This window comes from Prochlorococcus marinus XMU1419 (assembly GCF_017695955.1).
GTDB classification, from domain to species: domain Bacteria; phylum Cyanobacteriota; class Cyanobacteriia; order PCC-6307; family Cyanobiaceae; genus Prochlorococcus_A; species Prochlorococcus_A marinus_AD.
In genome coordinates this window covers 314,929-336,642 of record NZ_JAAORO010000001.1, presented here as the reverse complement: position 1 = coordinate 336,642, position 21,714 = coordinate 314,929, and the positions used below count along the sequence as shown (strand labels likewise).

Genomic DNA, 21,714 nt, shown 5'->3' with positions numbered 1-21,714 from the left:
CACTTCTATAAATAATTAATGATGGCCTAAGGGACCAGGGCCAGAGCCTATTTTATAAGAATTTTCTAAAGATTTCTCAACAAATAATTTCGCTTTTTGTATGGAATCAAATAGATCAAAACCTAAAGCCTTGTAACCACAAATAGCAGCACTCAAAGTACAGCCACTACCGTGGGTATTTTTTGTATTTATGAAATTATTAAATAGCCACTCTTTTCTACCATTTAAATCAAGGAAAAAATCCTTCCCTTTCATATTTTTTAAACCGCCACCTTTTATAAGTACCGCTTTAGCTCCAAGAGCAATAATTTTTCTTGCTGAATTTTCGACATCTTCTTTACTCCTTATTTCTAAACCAGAAAGTAGATTTGCTTCATAAATATTTGGAGTTACCAAATCAGCAATTGGTAATAAGAGTTTTTTATAAGCATTAATAGCAGAATCTTCCAGTAATTTAGAACCAGTTCTTGTAACCATTACTGGGTCAATAATTTTGGTTATTTTGTATGTATTTAATTTTGAAGCAGCATCATTAATTATCCTTTCATTTAATAACATTCCAGTTTTTAATGCATCAATACCAAAATCAGCAAATAAAGTATCTAATTGATTTAATAAAGTATTCTTCTCTACTGGTTGAACGCACGTAACCTCTATACTATTTTGTGCGGTAATACATGTAATAACAGAACATCCATGTACTTTAAGGGCCATGAAAGTTCTCAAGTCAGCCTGTATGCCTGCTCCACCTCCTGAGTCACTACCGCCTATTGAAAGAGCAATTTTAGAATACATAATTTATTAACTCGTTTTTGAAAGTACTATAAGTAAATTTTAATTTAAATCAGAAATCTGAATATGCATTAAAAAAATCTAACTCCAATTCCATAGCTCTCCTGTATAAATATTTGGCCTGTTTAATATCATATCTTTCTTTATTAGTCTCAATAAGATTTTCAAGTGAATCTGCTAGCTTTTCAAAGCTCTCATCAGAGTAAGTAATTATCCATTCTTTATATTTAATGTCAAAATCCTCCTCATACAAACTTTTTCCTATCCAAGAATAAAGTCGCATGCATGGAGTCATTGCAAACATTATTTCAACTGAGCTAAGTCTTTTGGAAATATCATCAAGAAAATCTGTATAATTTTTAGTGGTTTTTTTTATATAGTTATTAGATAAATCAATATCCCATTCTTTTGCATACGTTTCATGAAGTATTAACTCCTCTGAAACGCCCATTAAGAGTTCACTTAACTTCCTTATTGAGTACTTATCTTTTGATTTGGAAACAGCAAGACCATAAGCTTTAGCAAAAGTCTCTAAAAAGAAATAATCTTGAGCCAAATATTCTTGAAATATATTTTTAGGTAGACTTCCATTCTTTAAACCTTGAACAAATTTTGTATTTAAACTTAGTAAAGCAATCTCATAATTATCATCCCAAAGTTTTTTTGTTATTTTCATTTTTTTTTTGATTTTTAGTTATTCTAAAATTTTTTATTTTTTTTACCTACAAACTTAATCTTATTTTTCTAGGATTAAAAGAAAAAATTATGAAAGAAATAAATATCTTATGGTTTAAGAAAGATTTAAGAATTTTTGATAACGAAGCTCTCTGTGAGGCTATAAAAGATAATGATATTTTACCTATTTATATTATTGAGTTAGATATTTGGAGCCAAAATACTCATTCAGATAGACAATGGCAATTTTGCAAGGAAAGTTTAATAGATTTAAGAAATGCACTTGCTGAGATTGGACAACCATTAATTATTAGGACTGGGAATGTTATTAATATCTTTGATGAAATTAGTTCAAAATTTAAAATCAAAGGTATATATAGCCATCAAGAAACAGGCGATTGGCTTACTTATAAGAGAGATCAAAAAGTAAGAGAATGGGCTTTAAACAAGAATATTATTTGGCAGGAATTTCTACAATTTTCAGTTTTTAGAGGCAATTTAGATAGGAATAATTGGTCTAAAAAGTGGCAAAAAAATTCCGAAAAAAACTTACTTAAAGCTCCATTAAGAATTAATTCTATTAACTTTAATATTGGAGAAATACCCTCAGACGAAATTTTTTCCTTTAAAAAAGAAACTTGTCCAGGAAGAATGCAAGGTGGAAGAAAGAAAGGTCTAGAGAGGATGGAATACTTCTTTAGTAATAAATTAGATTCTTATTCAAAAGATATATCTAGCCCAGAAAAATCATTTAATAGTTGTACAAGACTATCCCCATATATTTGTTGGGGATGCATTTCATTAAAAGAAATTTTTAAAAAGGCAAATATATCAAAAAACAATAATTCTAGGATGTTAAAAAGCAGATTAACTTGGCATTGTCATTTTATTCAGAAACTTGAAAGTGAACCAGAACTAGAGTTTAGGGAATACCATCCTTTTTTTAAAAATATTAGAGAAAAAAATAATGAATTACTTTATTCATGGAGTTCAGGTAATACGGGCTTTCCTTTTATAGATGCATGCATGCGTTCATTAAATTTCAATGGATGGATTAACTTCAGGATGCGAGCGATGCTAATGTCTTTTGCTAGCTATAATTTATGGCTACCATGGCAAGATTCAGGTTCTGAATTAGCAAATAAATTTGTAGATTATGAGCCTGGAATACATTGGAACCAATGCCAAATGCAATCTGGAACTACGTCTATAAATACCAATAGAATTTATAATCCTATAAAGCAGGGAAAAGATCATGATCCTCAAGGAAAATTTATAAAAAAATGGATACCAGAATTAAAGGATATATCACTTAATTTCATTCATGAACCATGGTTACTATCTAGATTTAATCAAGAAGAATACGAACAAATTAATTACATAAGACCAATAATTGACATCCCAAAAAGCACTAGAACTGCAAAGAAGAAAATTCAGGAAATCACTAATAAGGATGGATATTGGGATATCTCAAAAGAAATTTATTTAAAGCATGGCTCTAGAAAAAGACTTAGAAAAAATATAAATAATAAAAAAACTGTTTCTAAGAAAAAGGAAAAACAATACGAACTGAAATTAGATTTCTAAATTTTATTGTCAGAAATTTACAGATTCCTTTGAGCACCTAGGAAAGTTTTTTAAATTTTGAAATTAAATATATAAATCCACGATGAACTAATGCAAGCTTTAATGTATCTATTAGATTTTATTAATTATGTCTGAAAGATTTGAATGGGACGATACCAATAGTTCAGGTATATGGTGGAGTACTAATGTAAGTATTAGAGACGAGTGCATTTTGCTCAAAGAAGATACTCAATGCAAAGATTCTGATATCGTCGAACTTCTTAGGAGTATTGCACAAAATATTGAAGATAATGGCCTTTAATTTTTAAAGGAATATTTTCTTTTTTAAAGATTTTAAATTCCTTTTACAGCTTTTATTAATTCTTTAGTAATGCCCTTTTCACTCATTGAATGACCAGCATCATTAACAATAATTAATTCAGAATTATTTAATTTCTTATTTAGATCCCAAGCGCTCCTAACTGGACAAACAACGTCATACCTACCTTGAATAATTTTTGTTGGGATCGATTCTATTGTTTTTATATTTTTTAAAATAAAATCATCTTCTAAGAAAATATTATTAATAAAATAATGACATTCGATCCTTGCAAATGCATCTGAAAAAGAATTAACTTCAGACTTATCAAAATCGAATTTTTTATTTATTAAATGACTAGTTGAGAGTTCCCATTTTGTCCAAGCTGCTGCTGCTTTTGATCTAAGATTTGCATCTGATGATGTTAGATATTTATAAAAAGAACTTATCAAATCATTTCTTTCTTCTTTTGGTATCACAGAAATATATTCTTCAAATTCATCAGGGAATATCTCACTTGCACCATATTGATAGAACCATAATAATTCAAACTTTCTACATAAAAATATACCTCGCAAAGTTAAGCTTTTAACTCTTGATGGATTTTTAATTGCATATATAAGTGAAAGTGTTGAGCCCCAAGATCCACCAAACAAATGCCAACTATCTATTTTTAATAGAATCCTTAATTTCTCAATATCATCAACTAAATGATTAGTCGAATTTTCTTTTAATTCTGAGAAAGGAGTTGAAGAACCGCAACCTCTTTGGTCAAATTGAATAATATCGAATTTATCTGGATCAAAGTATCTTCTATATCTTGGTTGACTTCCTCCTCCTGGGCCTCCATGAATAACTAGTATTTTTTTACCATTTGGATTGCCTGATCTTTCCCAATAAATCGTATGAATATCACTTACTTGTAAAAAACCCTTTTCACGAACTTCAATTTTAGGAAACAAGACTTGATCTTTCATTGTGAAATATTTTTAAACACTTAATAAATCCATATTATCCAAAAAGAAGTCTATTTTAGAAGTAGTTTGTTAAAAAAAAAGGACTGGTGGTACAGTCCTTTTTGATATTTAATTTCCTAATAACAGGATATAAAATTACATATTGAAAAGTCTATTTACTCATAAACCTAGAATACGTGAATTCGGGGATTTATCTCGATAATTTCAGTCCCTATTATCGCTAGTAATTATAAAGCGAAGTCTTATCAGACTAATTGATTGAACTTTAATTTTCGAATAATCCCATTCTCAGGAATACGCTTCCTATATTTTGGAATTTGCTAAATTTCAGGCGGACTATCAATCATTTAGATTGCCTCCGAACTCAACATTTATAAATTACTCCTTTTTACATTTTCAGTAAATCCGTAAATATGCTGATTTACTTTTTTCTAAATTTGTAAGAGAATTTTAATGATCCTTTGTTTTTTATAGATAAATATAAAAAATAAAGTCTATAATCTTTTAGTTATTCAGATTCATAGAGCAAAATAGATTCAATTATTCTTTTATCACTATCAGAAAGTTTATAATCTTCCAATTTCCACTGAACAAATTTTACACACTCATCAATAGAAGGATTCTTATCTCGGCACTTACGCCACTCTCTAATCCAATCTGCCAAGGCAAAAGTTATTTTTGTAGTAATCATATTTACCAATCAGGGTAATTAAAATCTCCGCCTATAGGTTCTTCATAAAATTCCCCTTCTTTTATACCTTTATCATATTTTTCAATTATCTTTTTATAAGAAGCTATTGAGGGAAGTAAATCTCCTACATATATTGGTTCCATTCTAATTGTTATAATAATTTTAATTATTTATTATTTTATATAAGAATTTAATAAATAGATTATTAATATGCATTATGGATTTCATAAAAAAGAACAAGATCTTAACAGTAATGGCCGTTATTGCAGTTTTATCATTTGCATTGGAAAAAGTAGGCATAATACACCCTTAAATTAATTAAGTTTATTTTTTAAATACTTCCTAATGAAATAAGTAAACCCATACTATTACTGCAAAAATAAGCAATGGAGATAATAATGTAAAAATTAAAGTTGAAAGATTAATTAGCATAAATTTTAAATAAATACACAAATTTAATAAACATCACTTTTAAGCATTTGCAATAAGTAAAATTTAAAATATTACGATATAAAAAAATTTTGAATAAAGAAAGATATAAAGAAGAATATGAAGAAGGATCAGACTTACCATGGCCTAGTGATAAAGAAGATAAAATAACTCGGCAATTTTATAAAGATTTATCTTATCTTTCAAAAAACATAAACTATAGTAAAAAGAAAAAGCTAAAACTTTTTGAACAAGTAGTTAGAATAATAAAAGGCAACGACTAGGGTTAATTGATATTCAAACTAAAATGAAAAATTTAATGATATTAATTAAAAGTTTTTTTCTTTTAAGACCAAGATTTTTATCCACTATATTTTTTATTCCAATTCTTTATGGCATTGGGTGGGCTTTATCCCAACCACTTTTATTATTTAATTTTGAAGAAGAAAATTTATCCTTAATTGGAACTATTATTACTTTCTTTCTCTTTATCTTTTTACTCCCGTATTGGTTTTATATCAAAAGAAACAAATCAAGTGCTTGGATACTTCTTGGGATAACTAAAGACAAATTTTTAAAAAACTTTGTCAATTTTTCTAAAGGTATCTTATTTTCCTTACTTTTAATAATTCTAATTCTTGTACCACTATTGCAAAAAAATTATATTTCTTGGATAGGTGAATTGTCGCCAATAATATTATTAAATTCTATTGTACTGGGATTAGGTGTTGGATTCGCAGAGGAAATAATTTTTAGAGGCTGGTTACTAGAAGAACTAAAATTTGAATATGGTACAAAAATATCAATAGCTTTACAAGCTATAGTTTTTAGCTTTGTTCATAATTTATCAAATGAGACATTTTGGAACATAATAGGTTTACGTTTAGGATTTATTTTACTTGGGATATTTCTATCATTAGTAAAAATTAGAGATAAAGGTTCTCTATGGAATTGCATAGGAATTCATGGAGGACTTGTGGGAATTTGGTTTTTTATAAATAACGGATTAATAGAATTCAAAGAAAATACACCTTCTTTTTTAGCAGGTCCTTTTACACAAAATATTCCAAACCCAATCGGAAGCTTTAGTGCAATTTTAATATTGCTTTTGTTATGTATTTTTTATGCAGTAAAATCAAAAAAAAATTTCCTTAGACGTTTTAATTAGATATAAATACCGATTGATTTTTGATTAGTAATTGTAAGAGTAAAATAAAGCTTAATTTTCATATGAACTTTGAGGCAGGAATAAGATTTATTGTATTTTTAGTAATTTTTGGAGTTACAAACTATCTAATGATGTTGAGAAGATATGAAAACGACATCAAAAAAAAGAAATATTTACAACAGGAAAAAATTTCCAGGCTATACCCTAAAGGTTCATTTATTTTCTGAAATTAAAAAAAGTTTTTGTAGAATTTCCTCACCATTTTTTATTAGTTTTTTGCCAACCCTCATTTAACAATTTTTGCCACAATAATCTTGCTTCTTCTATAACAATTTTTTTTCTAGTTTTCATTAATGGAGGATTTTCTCCATGTATTCCCATAATAATTCCTTCTTCAATAACCATATAATCAATAGATTTATCAGAATGATCTTTATCTTTGTAGAAACGCATCACTCCTACAAAATTGGAGTCAATTAACCAGAAATCATTAGTTGAATCCAATAAACCAAAATAAAATTTAATTTATCACACATGTTTGATTGAAATCTGCGAGGAAAATATTTATTTAGTTTATTCATATTTGATATGTTTTTTCTTTTTGTCTACTTTTTTTTAATTCGCCACGTTTTTTCTTAAGCTCAACTCTTTTCTTTTGTGATGCTTTGGTAGGTTGTGTGGATTTTCTTGATTTAAATGGGTTATTTAAAGCATTTTTTAGGATTAAACTAAATTTCATTAAAGCTAGCTGCCTATTTAATAATTGATTTCTATGTTCTTGAACCGCTAAGCGTAAGGTATTATTCACTAATTTATTTTTCAAGTTTTTTTTAATAATTTCTTTCTGATAATCATTTAATACTTTGGAATCTTCTAAATTAAAAATAATCTCCACTCTGCTTTCAATTTTATTTACATTTTGTCCTCCAGGACCGGAAGATCTGGAAAATCGCCACTTAATTTCGTTGGATGGGATTACTAATGTTTTAGTAATTTTTAAATCCATTTTTAGTTCTTTTTGATTTAGATCTTTAGAATCTTCTACTTAATACTTTAAAATATACTTTAAAATTTGGTCGGTAAATACTGGGCGGTTAAGTTAGGTAAACCGAAATTCGGTGTATTTGCCGTATCAATATCTTCGGTATTTATCCTTTCATATTTCAAAGAATTATTAGATATTGAATTTGTACTTATTCAAAGGTCACTTATGTATTCAATGTTTGATCTTCTTTTTGAAACACCTTCATATCGCCCAGTATATGTTATTTCCGATAGCGAAATGAAGGAGTTAAAGAAAAACCAACATCAAGAAGAGCTTGATGAAATTACAAAACAAAAAGTAAGACTTGAAGATGCTTTTAAAGCTCAACTAAAACATCTTGAAGAGAGAGAAAAAGAAGTAAAAAAAGAACTTAAAGTACTCTCAGCCTCAAAAGATAAATAATTTATTTTTAGAGAAATTACTTTTTCCAAAGACGGTTTTTAACCGTCTTTTTTAGTTCTTTTAAACTTAAGGAATCCATTAAATCCACAGATATTAAAAATATTTTCCATAATTAACAAATGGATAATAATAAAGAAAAAATAAGAATGTTCTTACCTTTTAGCTGGGTAATTTGTGCAGCAATATCTTTTGCTTATATAAATTCACATTTAATAAATACCTAATATAGATGTCTTATCCCTCTAGAGACGAAATACTTGCATCTTCAAAAGGTTGGGTAGCCTCTTTTTTGAACTTTCTTCCTGGTTTAGGATCGGGCTACTTATATCAAAGAAGATGGAAACCCTACTTTTTTAGCATCACTGCTAGTACTGCATGGTTCGCATTAGGTTTTTTTTTACAAGGAGATTCAGAACCCTCTCAAAGTGAACAAATAATTGGAATTTCAGGTCTTTTTTTTATATCAATAGTTACAGTTATAGAAGCCAACTTGGCTTTCAAAAAAGCAAGTAGTAAAACAAAAGCTGAAAATGAGAAAATAATTTCCTCTAAAAAAAAAGGATGGTTTAAATAGTTCAAAAATTAGATCCCAAAAAATATTTAATTACTTCTCAGTTTCTTAATTTAAATAAATAATTACCATAATTGATTTTTAAAATAATTAAAAAATTTTTTTTAATTATAAAAAAATAAAATTTCCTTTTCTTTTAGACCTTCCCAACCCGAGTCTATTAATAATTGATTCAATGTTTCTTTATCAAAATGCTTAGAACCCGTTTTGACGCATCTATTTCTCATTGATTTTTTAACACCACTCCTTTGTCTTTTATTCTCCTCATCCATTATTCTATTGTACAGATCTAGCATTTTTTGAGGGATTGGAGTACCGTCAAGATCCACTCCATTTTGAATAGCAAGATCAACAGCCTGCATTCCCATTTTCTTCATATATTAAAAAAATACTGCAACCATAATAAAGCAAAAGTTATTAATCTAAAATTCTTTGAATAATAATTTATTGATTTTGAATTTCCTTAAGTACTCTAATAGCCTCTTTAATGTGTTCAGGACCATTCAATAAATCTCTAAAAATATGCCTAACTGTCCCTTTGCGATCAATAACGTAAGTTACCCTACCATCCATAAATCCTAATACTTTAGGAACTTTAAAAGTTTTCCTAATAGAGTCATTTGTATCGCAAAGAAGTGGATATTGTAATTTATTTTTATTAGCAAATGCCAAATGACTTGAGGTACTTCCATTACTTACTCCCCAAACTTGCGCACCTAATACTTTAAATAAGTCATATTTATCTCTAAATCCGCAAACTTCTATAGTGCAACCTGGCGTATCATCTTTTGGATAAAAAAACAAAACAAGGGGACTTTTTAATCCCTTATTTGATCTTTTAACTCCATTTTGATCCAGTAAAGAAAATTCTGGAACTTTATCTCCAATCTTCACAACAGTTCTTATAAAGTTCCATATTAGAGGTTAATTTGTTTTCATTGTGGCCTTCAAAGTAAATAACTAATATTAAAGTCAGTTTTTTGTTTTAAAAGATACTAAAAAATTATTGAAATAAACTATGGTGAATTATTAATTCAATAATATGGAATTAATAATTTATATTTTTTTATTTCTTCTTCTTTTTTTAGGATTTATTTTTAATTTAAAAATAAATAATTTTAAAAAAGTTAAAGAAATCCGAAACAGAGCTAAAGATTATTCAAATAAAGAATAATTAAATATGTATTGCTAAGATTAAAATTCAATTTTTTCATTTGGAGTAAATACTGAGCAATATTTTTTTACTAGATCCTTTGGCTGACTAGTAGAAGAATTCGTTAATTTTAATTTTAGTTTTTCTAAAGCCTCATTAGCATTAATCTCACCGAGTCGATATCTTGCACACGTATCCAATACTTTAAACATTTTTGTGGTAACGGCTTCAGCTGGATAAATTAGAAAAAAAAAGTAAAAGACAACAAATAAGTACTTCATTTTTTTTAATAGTAAATATTGAGCGAATAGTTTCAATAATTTAGAAAAAGATTAAAATCTAATAAAATAATCTAATTTGAGTTGAATCAAGGATTTCAATAAAATAATAATACAAGAAATTAAGATAAAATAAGTGATAGAAATAAATAATCTCGGTGAAAATGAGAAAATTAATAGATAAACATAAAACTCTTATAAATTGGTACCAAAAAAAATTCAAATTGAGTGATTATCAATTACTTTGGTTAGTTTTCTTTAAAGGAGTATTAATAACAATAATATTTTTCAAAATTTTTTAATATTAAAAAAGCTTTTCCGAGAATGAAATTTTCAGATGATTTGACTATATTTAATAGTAGATTTCCTTATTAGTTAAATAGTTATCAGTTATGAATATTTTTGGTGTGGGTTTGCCTGAAGTTACTGTAATACTTATCTTAGCTCTTTTAATTTTTGGTCCTAAAAAGCTTCCAGAATTAGGAAAACAACTTGGTAAAACTTTGAAAAGTCTTAAAAAAGCGTCGAATGAATTTCAAAATGAAATCGATCAAGTTATGAACGAAGAAGATAAAGATGAATCTCCTAAATCTATAGAAAGCAATCAAACCAATGAAATTAATCAAGAAAAAATGGATTCAGAAAACAGCAAAAAATAATATCTTGGATAGGCCCATAACCCCCATAGACGAATTTGAAAGAGCATTAGATAAAGCAGCTCTTACTAAAGAAGAATATGAATTAATAGACTACATCCGCTATACAAGTGTTTTTACGCAGCCTAGTCTTATTAGAGATTTAAAAAGGCCATCAAAGCCTCCTCTTTTGTCAGTTCTATGTCAAATTTGCAGAAAAATTGGTTCGGAGATGCCAGATCATTTCAAAAAAGTAATTGAGTGGTCAATTGAAATAAGTGATCACAATACAAAATGGGATGCTCATTTAATTTGCGCAGAAGCATTGAATATAGACAAAATTCCATTAAGTCCTATTCATGGAACAACTTTATTTGATGTTCTTGTTGTACACAAAGAATTATTTCTTGGATTTGATTAAATTAATCATCTAATGGCACAGAATCAGTATCTACAACTTCCGAATCATCATACTTATTTATTTTATTTTCAATCCAGTTATTTATATAACTAACTAAAGGCAATGAACCTCTAAAAATAAAAATAGAGGTAGGCAAAGCGCTCAATAAACCGACTACAGGACTTTTAAAAAGTAATCTTCCTGCTTTTATGTTAAATAAAATAATAAGCGCTGAGGGAACTATAACTTTAACTACTGTTTTGAGCGCCTCAAGCCAACCGACACGATATATCCACCATATTAAAATTATGCCAACTATATAGAGGAATAAGTAAGTCATAAAAATAGTATAATGATTATCTATTTATCTTGTTCTTGCTAAGAAAAAGATTTTATAAATTTCTTTAACATCAATCAATCAAATTCTAGTAATGAGTTTTTCTGAAATAAGAAAATTTTTAATTAAGATGCAATCTGATGAAGAATTAAAAAAGCAAGTCACGACATCCTCTACAGCAGATGATGTAGCCCTAATAGGTCAACGCTTAGGTTATGACTTTTCAGGAGATGATCTCTTAAGATTTAATGGACAAAAAGTTGATAAAGTTACCGTAAGAAAGGTAGATCATCCAGGAGAATACCACTAAATTAAGACTTAACCCATATTGCAAGCCCTCCGCCCCTGCCTCGAGCACATAACCAATTATCATTAGTGCTAATTCCTACAAGTGAGAAAAAAGGCATTTTTTTATATTCTGGTTTTTTTAATTCCTTATTAAATATAGGAAAACTACTTATACTAATTTTCAATTCTTCAAAATAGAAAGCCAATAGAGGTCTAATCCCTTTTAATTCTGCGCTGCCTATAAAAGTAATATTTAATAATCCGAAATTAATTGAATTTTTTATTTCATAATTTATTTGATCCTCTTTATTTTTACTTTTCAATTCGAGTCTTGCCGACAATACTTGTAAAATCGAGCTGGGTATATTTTTGATTTCATCTGACTCCTTTCCCCATACATACTTAAACTTCCATATTCCTAACAATTCCTCATATACAATTCCGCTACCATTTTTTTGGGAATTTTTTTCTAATAGTTTTATCTCATTAATATCAGGAAAGTGTTTCATAATAGATCTTAATCTAAGAATCAAATACTAAGATAACTTCAGAAAAAATGTTCTTAGTTAAAAAATCTCTCCAAAAAGATTTCTTTATTTCAAAATATTTCCAAAAAAATAATTTTATGGCACACATAAGGAACAAGATCTCGTTATTATGTTTACATTAAGTAACTAAATTAATGGATTTTATTTCTAAAAGCCAAGGATACGTTCCTCTTAAAGCAGTACCTTACATATTTTTCCTAGCCGTTGTATTAAGTATTACGACTTCAACTAATACATTTGTCTAAAACTAATTAGTTTCACGAGAAGAGTAGGGTAAATATTTAATGAAAAAGTACGATGTTGTAATAGTTGGTAGTGGAATTGGAGGATTATGTTGCGGTTCGATTCTCGCTCTATCAGGCAAAACAGTACTTATATGTGAAGCTCATAGTCAGCCAGGGGGTGTTGCGCACAGTTTCAAAAGAAATGGTTACACTTTCGAATCAGGCCCTTCACTGTGGAGTGGAATAGGTAAATGGCCGACAACTAATCCCCTAGGACAAATTCTTAAATTACTTGATGAAGAAGTTGAACTATTTCAATACAAAGGTTGGCAAGTAATTGTCCCTGAAGGTAATTTTAATCTTGATGTGGGGGAAGAACCTTTTAAACATACTATTAAAACTCTAAGAGGTGAGAAATCTGTTAAAGAATGGGAATCATTTATTTCCGGAATAAAACCTCTTAGCCAAATAATAAATGAAATACCTTTACTCTCATTTTCTCCCGAATCAATAACTTTCTTAGATCTAATAAATTTAACCTCAAAATTTTTACCTAATATCAATCAAATAACAAAAATTAATAAAGGCTTTGGGAATTTAGTAAATAATCATCTAGAGGATCCTTTTCTCAGAAATTGGGTTGATTTATTGAGCTTTTTGATAAGTGGTATGTCAATGAATGATACAAATACAGCTGCGATGGCTACTTTATTTAACGAATGGTTTGAACCAAATTCATACCTTGAATACCCCAAAGGAGGAAGTGAATCTATCGTAAAAGCTTTAATTAATGGATTTAAAAAAAATGGAGGAGAATTAATTCTTTCTTCGAGAGTAAAGACAATTAACTTCAATAAAAATTTAGCCACAGGTATAACTCTTAATAATGGTTCTAGTTATAGTTGTGAATCTGTTGTCACGAATACTGATGTTTGGAATTTAAAAAAGTTAATTCCAAATGAAATTTCAAAAAAATGGAATACAAAAGTTTTGAACCCTAATAAATGTGATTCTTTCCTTCATATACATCTAGGTTTTGACGCTGATGGTCTTGAAGATTTGCCAATACATGCAATACATGTTGATGAGTGGGAAAAAGGTATAACCGCAGAAAGAAATATAGCTGTATTTTCAATCCCATCTGTTCTAGATAAAAATATGGCCCCTAAAGGAAAACATGTTCTTCATGGATATACTCCCGCAAATGAACCCTGGGAAATTTGGGAAAACCTAAATCCAAAGGAATTAGAATATAGAAATTTGAAAGAAGAAAGATGTTCAATATTCCTTAATGCAGTGCGAAAATTCATCCCTGACATAGATGAAAGGATTGATTTAAAAATGCTAGGAACCCCAATCACTCATAAAAAATTTACCAATACCTATTGCGGTAGTTACGGTCCTGCATTATCTGCAGCAAAAGGTCTTTTCCCAGGCTGCAAAACTCCAGTGAAAAATTTATTTACTTGCGGTGCAAGTACATTTCCAGGTATTGGAATTCCTGCTGTTTCAGCAAGTGGTGCTTACGCAGCTGAAAAAATTATTGGTAAAAAAGAATTTAAAACTCTTCTTAAGAAAATAAATTTATGAATCAAGTTCTTTTTTATAACTCCACAAATGCTTAGTTAAGAAATAAGAATAAAGAAAGCAAAAACGTTCAATAATGATAATCTTTATCTGAACATAAACTTAACTTATAGCTCTTATATGTTTTTCTTATCATTTCCCCAAGCCTGGCATTTAGTTGGCACTTGGTCAGAACAACTTCCAAGCGAGTCAAACCTTATAGGAATGGGCCAAACAGAATTAATGATGACTTTACATTCAATATTCGTTCCTCTCTTAATTGTAATTTCATATTATCTATTCAATAGACTTAATAAAAAAGAATCAAAGAAAATAAAAGGATGATAGTTTCAAAGATTATTTAGCTGAACTTCTTCTAACTACTTTTCTGCCTGTAGAAGTATCAACACCGCTTGAATCTTTAGTTTGTGAATTAGTTTCAACATTATCAGCTTCACTCTTATCCATTTCTGCGCAAACACCTACCACCATGGCAGCTTGCATTTGATCTGGCAAATCTCCAATAGTTAATAAGGCCTTTAAAACTAATTGAAGTCGAGTTTGCCTATCTATTTCGGGTCTTAGTTTTTTTACAGTATTCCAAAGTTCTTGGGTAACTTCTTTTAAAAGTTCTCGATCTACAGCCAAATTAAATCCTTCTTGTATTTCTACTAATCTAACAAAAAATTGGATCTCATAGAATAATATTCAATAAAAAGATTGTTAGTTAATATTTTTCTATCCGAATGCAAGTTGCATTTGTTGATGTAAATCATTCTTCTCTTGCAAAAGTTCATCTTTTTCAATCTTTTTTAGAGTTCTATAAAATTTTTTTTGAATCTTTATTGGAGTATTTTCAAACTTTGCATTTTTACTTATTAGAGAATTCCACTCTTTTAAATTAAAAGGGGCATAAGGAGAAGATGAAATCACTTTCATATCTTTATAATACATATGTATTAATAATAGTACATATTTACTATAGCGCAACAACTTTGTCCACTTATTTGAATTTCAAAGTATCCTTGCGAATGGATTGATTTTTTAATCTAATTCGTAGAAACTATAAGTTTGATAAATGAATAAACGTATCATATGTAACTTATTGATCTCTTTTTTTAGTGTCTTAAAACTTTTCTTGCTTAAAAACCTTTTAAGATGGTGAATTTGTTGAAATTAACATTGACAGGATATATTTAGTAATCCTTCCTATAAAGGGAGTAATGAATTGTTCAAAAATGCTTCTTAGTAATGCAAAAAGACTAAAGATCCAAGGAATAATTAAAAGAATCGCTCAAGATAAATCAATTTCATTAAAAGAAAGGATATATGTTGAGAAATTTGCGCACCATAATTCTACAATTTCTCTTTGGCTGAAAAAAGCTAACAGTTTTAGAAGGAATGGTACAAAAAATGATGGGGGGATTGATAACCTCTTACAATCATTTGGGATAGATGGACTAGATAAAGAAAATCATTTCAACCCAAATGAAGATGATATATCTGATTGGTTTGGCGGTGCTCCTGGTTGGCTAAGGAGAAGCTAGATTCATTAATTATTCAACTTATCCAGGCTATCTTACACAAATATATACTCATAAAAGATATAAATACCCAAAAAAACCAAGGTATAAATTTAATCGGAACTAAATATTTTTTTGAAAAGGTTTTCATATAAATTTTTCTTTTAGATTATTTCTTCCTTACCGTTTTTGAGAATAGGTTTAATTGCTCTATTTTAAAAATTAAAAAATATTCAACCCTCAAAGATATTAAATCACTTTAGGTAGTTAAAGTTAATCAACCTTAATAATCACAATCTAAGCGACTTTATTTTCAGAGTTCTTTATAAAATTTACTATTTTTGCCTCATCATGCTCTGAATCATTCCAATATTTTATAAGTCTTTCTAATTCATCAATCCTCTTTTTGGCATTTGCAATTTTTTCAGTAGTTGTCATATAAAATTTTTATCTATCCAATTAATGCATGAAAAAAAAATATTTCAATGGAAGTAGCAATTTTTAGACTATAAATATTAATTTTTGGTTAATTATTTAAATATATTTTGGTCTTCGCGGGGCTGAGTAATTATACTTAAAGAAAAACGAAATTTATGAAGAAATTAAATTCTTTGATTTTGAATAATACTGTTAGGTTTTTAGACTTCATATACTCTGGTAGATCTTTACAAAGATTTTGGGTTTTAGAAGTAATAGCTAGATCACCTTATTTTGCATTTCTTTCAGTTCTTCATTTTAAAGAATCCTTAGGAATTAAAAATGAAAAAACGATGATTTTAATGAAAGAACATTTTTATCAAGCTATTAACGAAACTGAGCATCTTAAAGAAATGGAGAAAAGAGGAGGAGATAGGTTTTGGATTGATAGATTTTTTGCGAGACACCTAGTGCTTGTTTATTACTGGATTATGGTTTTTTATTATTTCTTCTCTCCAGCTAATGCTTATGATGTCAACATAAAAATTGAAGAACATGCATATGAAACTTATTCCAAATATTTAATAGATAATCCAAATGATCAAATAATAAAAGAAATTGCTCAAGATGAATTAAACCATGTCCAAGAACTTAATGAAGCTTTGTCAATGCTTACACCAGTTTAGATAAGTGCTGAGAAATCTATTAGCAATATTGAGAGTATCACCGAAGAAGATATCAATCCTAGGCAAATCATTAATGAAACATAACCTTTTTTTCTAGGTAATTTATAAAAAGATATTCCAATAATTAATATCATTATTAATGAGAAAAAAATTATAACTTTTTCATTTACTAAATTTAGATGTAAAACTAAGTTTTTTTCTTCAAAAGATTTAAGAAATTCAGATAAAACTAATTCTTCTTGTATTTTCTTAAAATAGTCAAATGAGCTTATAAAAGCAGAACTTAATAAAGATAATGCAACCAGTGCAGTAACAGGTTTTGTTAACCTGTTAAGTGTCCTGTTAAAACTCACCAATAAAATAAAAATAAATAAAGAGGTAACTAAGGGTATTAAAGGTATAAGAATTGTTGAATTTATGAAATTTCCCACGAAAATAATTAAGTATCTAACTTAAAATTTTATATTATTTAGACGCGTTATTTTATTAAATAAGATTTTAAAAAATCATAAATGTAATTAGTACCTATTGCATTCTGTGTAAATTGATACCAAAATTAAATTAGTACCTAAAAATAAAATGTTAGCCATTTCTGAAATTATTATTGCAAGTGCTATCTTCCTAGGAATTGTATATTGGGAAGTTAAATTCCTATATGCCAAAACTACTGTAGCGAAATAACTTCACTCCAAACAGGAAAATTCAAAAATATACAAAATTTAAATAAAATTTAAGAATTTAAATTAACAAAAAAAGCTCTAAATATGAGAGAATAAACACAAATATTAAGATCCTCTAATGAGCGAAGTCCAAAATTCTAATACTAACTCAACTCAGCAGCAGCAGCAGCAGCAGCAGCAATCCTATTCAGACAGTAAAATTGATTCTGCTGAGAGCGAGAGACTTTATCTTGAGATGAAAGAAGCTTGGCTTTAAATTTAATTCGTGTTTGAAATAATATTTATATAAACTTTTTAAAAAAATTTTTAATTTTGAAGTAATCAATACTTTTTTATTTTTTATACCTCTTAAATTTTGTTTAACCGCAAGATTAAATTTGTTGAGAAAATTAAAGCATTTAGAGAAAATTAACGGAAGACTCGCAATGGGAGGGTTGATATATTTAGTTTTCACAAAATTAGTTTCTAACCGTGCCGACATATTAGACCAGCTTAAATCTTATTTGATTTAAGAATTTAATTGGACATATTATCCAGGAATATTTCTTTCTATGTAAGCGTCAGTTAAAGCTAAAATTAATCCCAATAATGTTGAAAATATAGCAATTTCAGTTGATTCCATTTTATTTTTGAATTACCTCTAGTTTGCGAAATAATTCAAAGTTCGGCAACAAAAATAATGACTTACTATAGTACATATATACTATTAGCTATTTATTATGAGCTCGGCAACTCCTGAGTTTCTTTTCGTTAGGTCTGGTGATTATGTAGCAATTAAAAAAGAAAATTGCGAAGATACTAAGGAAAAGAATAAAAATTATTGGGTCGGTCAAGTTATCGACTGTATTGGAGGAGCTAGAAATCCAAATTCATGGACCTTGTTTCAAGTTGCCAATATTGATAATGGAGAGATCACTATAATCAACGCGGATATTGTAGAAAAAATTTTAAAACCTTCTGAAACTTAAGCTTATGGATAATCGAACAAACTTCCTTCAGTATTACATAAACAAAATGCAAAATACTCGTTTTAAAGGGGATTACCCAAGTTCCAGGCAGGCAAGTCCGTATACTTGATTCATTGGGCAGGGAGGTTGAGTTCCTTTGTACATTCTGTAAGTTGTTGATATTTCCTCAAATCCCAAACTTGATAAAAGATAATTTGCATATGGATTCAGATTAGAGCAATCCAATAAGATTTGGGCATCTAAATCACCAACTAACTCCCTTATTAACAATTCAGCAAGAGGTGGAGTATCCGCTAAAAGAGGTCCGATTCTCCAGCCTTGCTCATTATCCTCCAATACACAAGGTCTTATCCTGCCAAATCCATGGCACATCCCATTATTGTCGACAATTGCACTGACATTTCCATGAGAATTCCTCAACCAGTCATTTAGAAAATGCGGTCTAGGGCTAGGTTCTCTTTGATCATCATAAATTAAGACCGCTTCAGAGGAGATTTTAGTTCCCGGGACAACTTTAAAAGAATGAAATTGATCTTTGTAGAAATTTCTCAATGGCAAATCTTGAGAACCATTTAATTTCCAACGATTTGTAGTAGAAGATTTTCTAAACCCCCACTTTGCGTAATCATTCAATCTATCTGGGGCAGCCTCAAGGCCAATACAATCAACATTTTTTAAATATTCGAGGGCATGTTTCCATAATCTCACTCCATATCCATTATTTCGGAATTCTTTTTTAACGATAAATAAACCTATAAAACCATATGAGGAATTGTATTTAATACACGCAATAGAACCTATAGGATTATTGTCGAGACAAGCTACCCATACCCCTTGTTTATCTGTATTTCTATAAATTGATACATCATCCATTCCAGGAGAAAAACCTTCTAACTTTGCCCAGTTTGTGACTTCTGGTATTTCATTTATAGATATCAATCTAATTGAAAATTTTTCCCTCATAGAAATATACTAACCAAGAAAAATTTGAATTTTTAAGGGTAATATTAATAAATTTGATTATTTCTCATAAATCATTCACTTTGATTTAAGTTGCTAAAACCTTAGTTATTTACAATTTATCCTCTGATATATTTAATACTATTAATAGTAATAAAATGAAAATTTCTGATAAATTTCATTTAGAAGACATTAATAGATTAAAAAATACAGTTCTTACTGGTAAAACGGAAAATATAAAGTGGCGGATCCAACATCTCAAGATAGTTTCTAAACTTTTGGATGAAAATAAAAAAGAGATAATAAAATCACTTTATGTTGATCTAGGCAAATCTGAAATTGAAGGGCTTTCAGAAATCCTTTTAGTGAAAGAAGAAATTTCACTCATAAAAAAGAAACTCAATTCTTGGATGCGACCAAAAAAAATTGATACACCTTTTTATCTATTCCCATCATCCTCCAAAGTTATTTATGAACCTCTTGGGTGCGTCTTAATTATTGGTCCTTATAATTATCCATTACTTTATGTTTTAAAGCCATTAGTAAATATTTTCTCAGCGGGAAATACGGCAGTTATAAAACCTTCAGAGAGATGTCCTGCAACTTCAAAACTTATTAAAAAGCTTACTTCCAAATATTTCCGTAAAGATGTCCTAATGACAATAGAGGGTGACTATAAACAATCCATAAAATTAATTGAACAAAATTTTGATCACATATTTTTTACAGGAAGTACTGAGACTGGAAAATCTATAATGAAATTAGCTTCAAAAAACTTAACTCCATTAACTCTTGAGTTAAGCGGAACAAATCCTGTAATTATTTTCAAAAATGCAAATTTAGAGGTTGCTGCTAAAAGAATTGTTTGGGGCAAATTTTTTAATTCTGGTCAATCCTGCATGGCTCCTAATCATATCTTTGTAGATAAAGAAATTGAAACTATTTTTATAGAAAAATTAAAGAAATGTATAGTAAGTTTTTACGGAGATAATCCAATTATCTCGAAAAACTTATCAAAATTAGAGAAAAAGCATTTTACATCAACTGTAGAAGTTCTAAAACAATATAAAAAAGAAAAAAGAATTTTATTTGGGGGGACTTTTAGTAAAAAAAATTTGAAAATATCTCCCACAATTTTGAAATCTAAATTAAATGAAACAGAAATCTTGCAGAAAGAACTATTCAGTTCAATACTTCCAGTAATTGGAATCAATGATAAGGAATCAGCGTTAAAACAGATTAGTCAAACATCAAAACCATTAGCAATCTACTTATTTGGAGGCAATAAAAAAATTCATAATCATATTTCAAAAGTAACCAGCTCAGGAACAATTTGTATAAATGATGTTATGTTACCAGTCCTTATTCCAAATTTACCGTTTGGAGGCGTTGGGCAAAGTGGTATTGGTAGATTTCATGGAGAAGAAGGGTTCCGAAATTTTTCAAATCAAAAATCTATTACTTTTAAAGGTTTTTTATTTGATTCAAATCTGCGGTATCCTCCCTACGAAAGAGCAAAGAAATTTTTAAAGTTTATTTTTCAGTTTTAAATTACTTAAATTGTTTTCAAAGACCTAGCGATCTTAAATTTTAAGATTATCTTTAAATAAATAGTGAGTTTTATGAAATTTGCATTTTTAGTAATTGCCATATTTATTAATTTTTTTAATCAACCTTTTTTAAAATCAGAAGAAAAGGTATTTTCACCAAAAAATAAAATTGAGAATATTGTTAGAAAAGAATCAATTACTGAAGAAAAAACTAAACTAGAAAAAACTCATATTGTAAAAAGTGGAGATACAATATCAAGTATTTCAAAATTCTATTCAATAAATAAAGATTTAATTATTAAATTGAATAACTTAAAAGACGAAAATTATATCTTTGTTGGCCAAAATCTTATTATCTCCGAATCTACTGAAAATCTTACAAAACAATCAGATTTAATAAGTAATTATCATATCGTTCAAACTGGTGAAAATCTGACTGAGATATCAAACAAATATAATTTAAAAGTAATCGATCTAATAGAGATGAATAATCTCAATAATCCTGATTCAATAAAAATTGGTCAAAAACTCATATTAAGAAAAAAGAACATAATTAATTTAGAAAATCATGAAACAACTGAAAATAGAAAAAATAATGAATTACTTGAGTTAGATAAAAAAAATTATGGTCCTATAATTATCCAAAGTAAATCATATAAAGATATTAAAGGTAGAAAAGTTTTAAACGTACTGAATAAAGAAAATAAAAAACTAATTCTTTCAATAAATTGTGATACGAGGGAATTAGATGTAAGAATACCTGGCAGGAAATGGATGGGAAGTAAGCCTGCTAAAGAAGAATTTGAAATTAATTTGATAAATGATTTTTGTTAAAACTTTTAATTAATATGTGTGAATAATTTGTC

At 28.3% G+C, this 21,714-nt stretch carries 34 protein-coding genes; 17 read left to right on the top strand and 17 right to left on the bottom strand.

From position 1 onward, the window contains the following. Positions 1-15 precede the first annotated feature (15 nt). Positions 16-795, bottom strand: a complete 780-nt coding sequence (gene thiD, locus HA151_RS01890; protein ID WP_209105844.1) for a bifunctional hydroxymethylpyrimidine kinase/phosphomethylpyrimidine kinase — start codon at positions 793-795, stop codon at positions 16-18. 49 nt (positions 796-844) lie between these two features. Continuing rightward, positions 845-1,468, bottom strand: coding sequence for a TenA family protein (locus tag HA151_RS01885; RefSeq protein ID WP_209105843.1), 624 nt, complete (start codon positions 1,466-1,468; stop codon positions 845-847). An 89-nt stretch (positions 1,469-1,557) separates the two neighbouring features. Between HA151_RS01885 and HA151_RS01880 the strand changes: the two genes are divergently transcribed. Both HA151_RS01880 and HA151_RS01875 read left to right on the top strand, forming a co-directional pair. Next, positions 1,558-3,054, top strand: a complete 1,497-nt coding sequence (locus tag HA151_RS01880) for an FAD-binding domain-containing protein (protein WP_209105842.1) — start codon at positions 1,558-1,560, stop codon at positions 3,052-3,054. Between the two features lie 127 nt (positions 3,055-3,181). Further along, positions 3,182-3,355: a hypothetical protein gene (locus tag HA151_RS01875; protein ID WP_209105841.1), complete on the top strand. Its 174-nt coding sequence runs from the start codon at positions 3,182-3,184 to the stop codon at positions 3,353-3,355. Between the two features lie 32 nt (positions 3,356-3,387). Here HA151_RS01875 and pip read toward each other — a convergent pair whose 3' ends face one another. From pip to HA151_RS01860, 3 genes are all read right to left on the bottom strand, one after another. Next, positions 3,388-4,329, bottom strand: coding sequence for a prolyl aminopeptidase (pip, locus tag HA151_RS01870; protein ID WP_209105840.1), 942 nt, complete (start codon positions 4,327-4,329; stop codon positions 3,388-3,390). 508 nt (positions 4,330-4,837) lie between these two features. Further along, positions 4,838-5,020 carry a hypothetical protein gene (locus HA151_RS01865; RefSeq protein WP_209106127.1) on the bottom strand — a complete coding sequence of 61 codons (183 nt, stop codon included), beginning with the start codon at positions 5,018-5,020 and terminating at the stop codon, positions 4,838-4,840. Positions 5,021-5,022: 2 nt separating this feature from the next. Next, the gene (locus tag HA151_RS01860; protein WP_209039498.1) at positions 5,023-5,163 is read right to left on the bottom strand and encodes a hypothetical protein; all 141 of its coding nucleotides are present in this window, start codon (positions 5,161-5,163) and stop codon (positions 5,023-5,025) included. Positions 5,164-5,541: 378 nt separating this feature from the next. Here HA151_RS01860 and HA151_RS01855 point away from each other — a divergent pair, with 378 nt between their 5' ends. Further along, on the top strand, positions 5,542-5,733 hold the full coding sequence (locus HA151_RS01855) for a hypothetical protein (protein ID WP_209105839.1): 192 nt from the start codon (positions 5,542-5,544) through the stop codon (positions 5,731-5,733). A gap of 35 nt (positions 5,734-5,768) precedes the next feature. Further along, positions 5,769-6,617 (top strand): CPBP family intramembrane glutamic endopeptidase, encoded by an 849-nt coding sequence (locus HA151_RS01850; protein WP_245151545.1) that lies wholly within the window; start codon positions 5,769-5,771, stop codon positions 6,615-6,617. Positions 6,618-6,872: 255 nt separating this feature from the next. Here HA151_RS01850 and HA151_RS01845 read toward each other — a convergent pair whose 3' ends face one another. Beyond that, positions 6,873-7,121: a DUF1651 domain-containing protein gene (locus tag HA151_RS01845; protein ID WP_209105837.1), complete on the bottom strand. Its 249-nt coding sequence runs from the start codon at positions 7,119-7,121 to the stop codon at positions 6,873-6,875. Positions 7,122-7,194: 73 nt separating this feature from the next. After that, positions 7,195-7,623 carry an alternative ribosome rescue aminoacyl-tRNA hydrolase ArfB gene (gene arfB, locus HA151_RS01840; RefSeq protein WP_209105836.1) on the bottom strand — a complete coding sequence of 143 codons (429 nt, stop codon included), beginning with the start codon at positions 7,621-7,623 and terminating at the stop codon, positions 7,195-7,197. Between the two features lie 66 nt (positions 7,624-7,689). On the opposite strand from arfB, the gene HA151_RS09295 reads away from it, so the two are divergent. Together HA151_RS09295 and HA151_RS01830 are read left to right on the top strand one after the other, a co-directional pair. Then, entirely contained in the window at positions 7,690-8,064 is a 375-nt protein-coding gene (locus HA151_RS09295; RefSeq protein WP_245151544.1) for a hypothetical protein, read from the top strand. Positions 8,065-8,293: 229 nt separating this feature from the next. Beyond that, positions 8,294-8,638, top strand: coding sequence for a hypothetical protein (locus HA151_RS01830; protein WP_209105835.1), 345 nt, complete (start codon positions 8,294-8,296; stop codon positions 8,636-8,638). A gap of 101 nt (positions 8,639-8,739) precedes the next feature. Here the strand turns inward: HA151_RS01830 and HA151_RS01825 are convergent, their stop codons facing one another. The 3 genes from HA151_RS01825 to HA151_RS01815 all read right to left on the bottom strand — a co-directional run bounded on the left by HA151_RS01825 (position 8,740) and on the right by HA151_RS01815 (position 10,069). Further along, entirely contained in the window at positions 8,740-9,012 is a 273-nt protein-coding gene (locus HA151_RS01825; RefSeq protein ID WP_002808213.1) for a small RNA NsiR4-regulated ssr1528 family protein, read from the bottom strand. 67 nt (positions 9,013-9,079) lie between these two features. Beyond that, on the bottom strand, positions 9,080-9,529 hold the full coding sequence (locus HA151_RS01820) for a peroxiredoxin (protein ID WP_209105834.1): 450 nt from the start codon (positions 9,527-9,529) through the stop codon (positions 9,080-9,082). Between the two features lie 300 nt (positions 9,530-9,829). Beyond that, positions 9,830-10,069: a non-structural protein (NS2)-like protein gene (locus HA151_RS01815; protein ID WP_209105833.1), complete on the bottom strand. Its 240-nt coding sequence runs from the start codon at positions 10,067-10,069 to the stop codon at positions 9,830-9,832. Between the two features lie 389 nt (positions 10,070-10,458). On the opposite strand from HA151_RS01815, the gene HA151_RS01810 reads away from it, so the two are divergent. Both HA151_RS01810 and HA151_RS01805 read left to right on the top strand, forming a co-directional pair. Continuing rightward, positions 10,459-10,725 carry a TatA/E family twin arginine-targeting protein translocase gene (locus tag HA151_RS01810; RefSeq protein ID WP_209105832.1) on the top strand — a complete coding sequence of 89 codons (267 nt, stop codon included), beginning with the start codon at positions 10,459-10,461 and terminating at the stop codon, positions 10,723-10,725. A gap of 4 nt (positions 10,726-10,729) precedes the next feature. Continuing rightward, on the top strand, positions 10,730-11,122 hold the full coding sequence (locus tag HA151_RS01805) for a hypothetical protein (RefSeq protein WP_209106126.1): 393 nt from the start codon (positions 10,730-10,732) through the stop codon (positions 11,120-11,122). 1 nt (position 11,123) lies between these two features. Here the strand turns inward: HA151_RS01805 and HA151_RS01800 are convergent, their stop codons facing one another. Next, on the bottom strand, positions 11,124-11,441 hold the full coding sequence (locus HA151_RS01800) for a hypothetical protein (RefSeq protein ID WP_209105831.1): 318 nt from the start codon (positions 11,439-11,441) through the stop codon (positions 11,124-11,126). Between the two features lie 91 nt (positions 11,442-11,532). Here HA151_RS01800 and HA151_RS01795 point away from each other — a divergent pair, with 91 nt between their 5' ends. Continuing rightward, positions 11,533-11,748, top strand: a complete 216-nt coding sequence (locus HA151_RS01795) for a Nif11-like leader peptide family natural product precursor (protein ID WP_011817836.1) — start codon at positions 11,533-11,535, stop codon at positions 11,746-11,748. Position 11,749: 1 nt separating this feature from the next. On the opposite strand, the gene HA151_RS01790 is transcribed toward HA151_RS01795, so the two are convergent. Beyond that, a complete protein-coding gene (locus HA151_RS01790; protein ID WP_209105830.1) occupies positions 11,750-12,235 on the bottom strand; it encodes a hypothetical protein in 486 nt (161 codons plus the stop codon). A gap of 323 nt (positions 12,236-12,558) precedes the next feature. Between HA151_RS01790 and HA151_RS01785 the strand changes: the two genes are divergently transcribed. Both HA151_RS01785 and HA151_RS01780 read left to right on the top strand, forming a co-directional pair. Next, complete coding sequence (locus HA151_RS01785) at positions 12,559-14,088, top strand: phytoene desaturase family protein (RefSeq protein WP_209105829.1); 1,530 nt, start codon at positions 12,559-12,561, stop codon at positions 14,086-14,088. A gap of 117 nt (positions 14,089-14,205) precedes the next feature. After that, complete coding sequence (locus tag HA151_RS01780; RefSeq protein WP_209105828.1) at positions 14,206-14,409, top strand: hypothetical protein; 204 nt, start codon at positions 14,206-14,208, stop codon at positions 14,407-14,409. Positions 14,410-14,421: 12 nt separating this feature from the next. On the opposite strand, the gene HA151_RS01775 is transcribed toward HA151_RS01780, so the two are convergent. Together HA151_RS01775 and HA151_RS01770 are read right to left on the bottom strand one after the other, a co-directional pair. Beyond that, a complete protein-coding gene (locus HA151_RS01775) occupies positions 14,422-14,712 on the bottom strand; it encodes a TIGR03894 family protein (protein ID WP_209105827.1) in 291 nt (96 codons plus the stop codon). A 90-nt stretch (positions 14,713-14,802) separates the two neighbouring features. Then, positions 14,803-15,003, bottom strand: a complete 201-nt coding sequence (locus HA151_RS01770; RefSeq protein ID WP_209105826.1) for a hypothetical protein — start codon at positions 15,001-15,003, stop codon at positions 14,803-14,805. 299 nt (positions 15,004-15,302) lie between these two features. On the opposite strand from HA151_RS01770, the gene HA151_RS01765 reads away from it, so the two are divergent. Continuing rightward, on the top strand, positions 15,303-15,611 hold the full coding sequence (locus HA151_RS01765) for a hypothetical protein (RefSeq protein ID WP_209106125.1): 309 nt from the start codon (positions 15,303-15,305) through the stop codon (positions 15,609-15,611). A 273-nt stretch (positions 15,612-15,884) separates the two neighbouring features. On the opposite strand, the gene HA151_RS01760 is transcribed toward HA151_RS01765, so the two are convergent. After that, a complete protein-coding gene (locus HA151_RS01760) occupies positions 15,885-16,025 on the bottom strand; it encodes a hypothetical protein (RefSeq protein ID WP_209105825.1) in 141 nt (46 codons plus the stop codon). 155 nt (positions 16,026-16,180) lie between these two features. Between HA151_RS01760 and HA151_RS01755 the strand changes: the two genes are divergently transcribed. After that, positions 16,181-16,690: an alternative oxidase gene (locus HA151_RS01755; protein ID WP_209105824.1), complete on the top strand. Its 510-nt coding sequence runs from the start codon at positions 16,181-16,183 to the stop codon at positions 16,688-16,690. Here HA151_RS01755 and HA151_RS01750 read toward each other — a convergent pair. Further along, entirely contained in the window at positions 16,687-17,121 is a 435-nt protein-coding gene (locus tag HA151_RS01750; RefSeq protein ID WP_209105823.1) for an NADH-quinone oxidoreductase, read from the bottom strand. The genes HA151_RS01755 and HA151_RS01750 overlap by 4 nt on opposite strands. A 367-nt stretch (positions 17,122-17,488) precedes the next feature. Between HA151_RS01750 and HA151_RS01745 the strand changes: the two genes are divergently transcribed. Together HA151_RS01745 and HA151_RS01740 are read left to right on the top strand one after the other, a co-directional pair. Continuing rightward, a complete protein-coding gene (locus tag HA151_RS01745; protein WP_209105822.1) occupies positions 17,489-17,626 on the top strand; it encodes a hypothetical protein in 138 nt (45 codons plus the stop codon). A gap of 463 nt (positions 17,627-18,089) precedes the next feature. Beyond that, the gene (locus tag HA151_RS01740) at positions 18,090-18,338 is read left to right on the top strand and encodes a DUF3104 domain-containing protein (protein ID WP_209105821.1); all 249 of its coding nucleotides are present in this window, start codon (positions 18,090-18,092) and stop codon (positions 18,336-18,338) included. A 72-nt stretch (positions 18,339-18,410) separates the two neighbouring features. Here HA151_RS01740 and HA151_RS01735 read toward each other — a convergent pair whose 3' ends face one another. Then, on the bottom strand, positions 18,411-19,301 hold the full coding sequence (locus HA151_RS01735) for a GNAT family N-acetyltransferase (RefSeq protein ID WP_209105820.1): 891 nt from the start codon (positions 19,299-19,301) through the stop codon (positions 18,411-18,413). A 155-nt stretch (positions 19,302-19,456) separates the two neighbouring features. Here HA151_RS01735 and HA151_RS01730 point away from each other — a divergent pair, with 155 nt between their 5' ends. Together HA151_RS01730 and HA151_RS01725 are read left to right on the top strand one after the other, a co-directional pair. Then, the gene (locus tag HA151_RS01730; protein WP_209105819.1) at positions 19,457-20,848 is read left to right on the top strand and encodes an aldehyde dehydrogenase family protein; all 1,392 of its coding nucleotides are present in this window, start codon (positions 19,457-19,459) and stop codon (positions 20,846-20,848) included. Between the two features lie 72 nt (positions 20,849-20,920). Then, positions 20,921-21,682: a LysM peptidoglycan-binding domain-containing protein gene (locus tag HA151_RS01725; RefSeq protein WP_209105818.1), complete on the top strand. Its 762-nt coding sequence runs from the start codon at positions 20,921-20,923 to the stop codon at positions 21,680-21,682. Positions 21,683-21,714 lie beyond the last annotated feature (32 nt).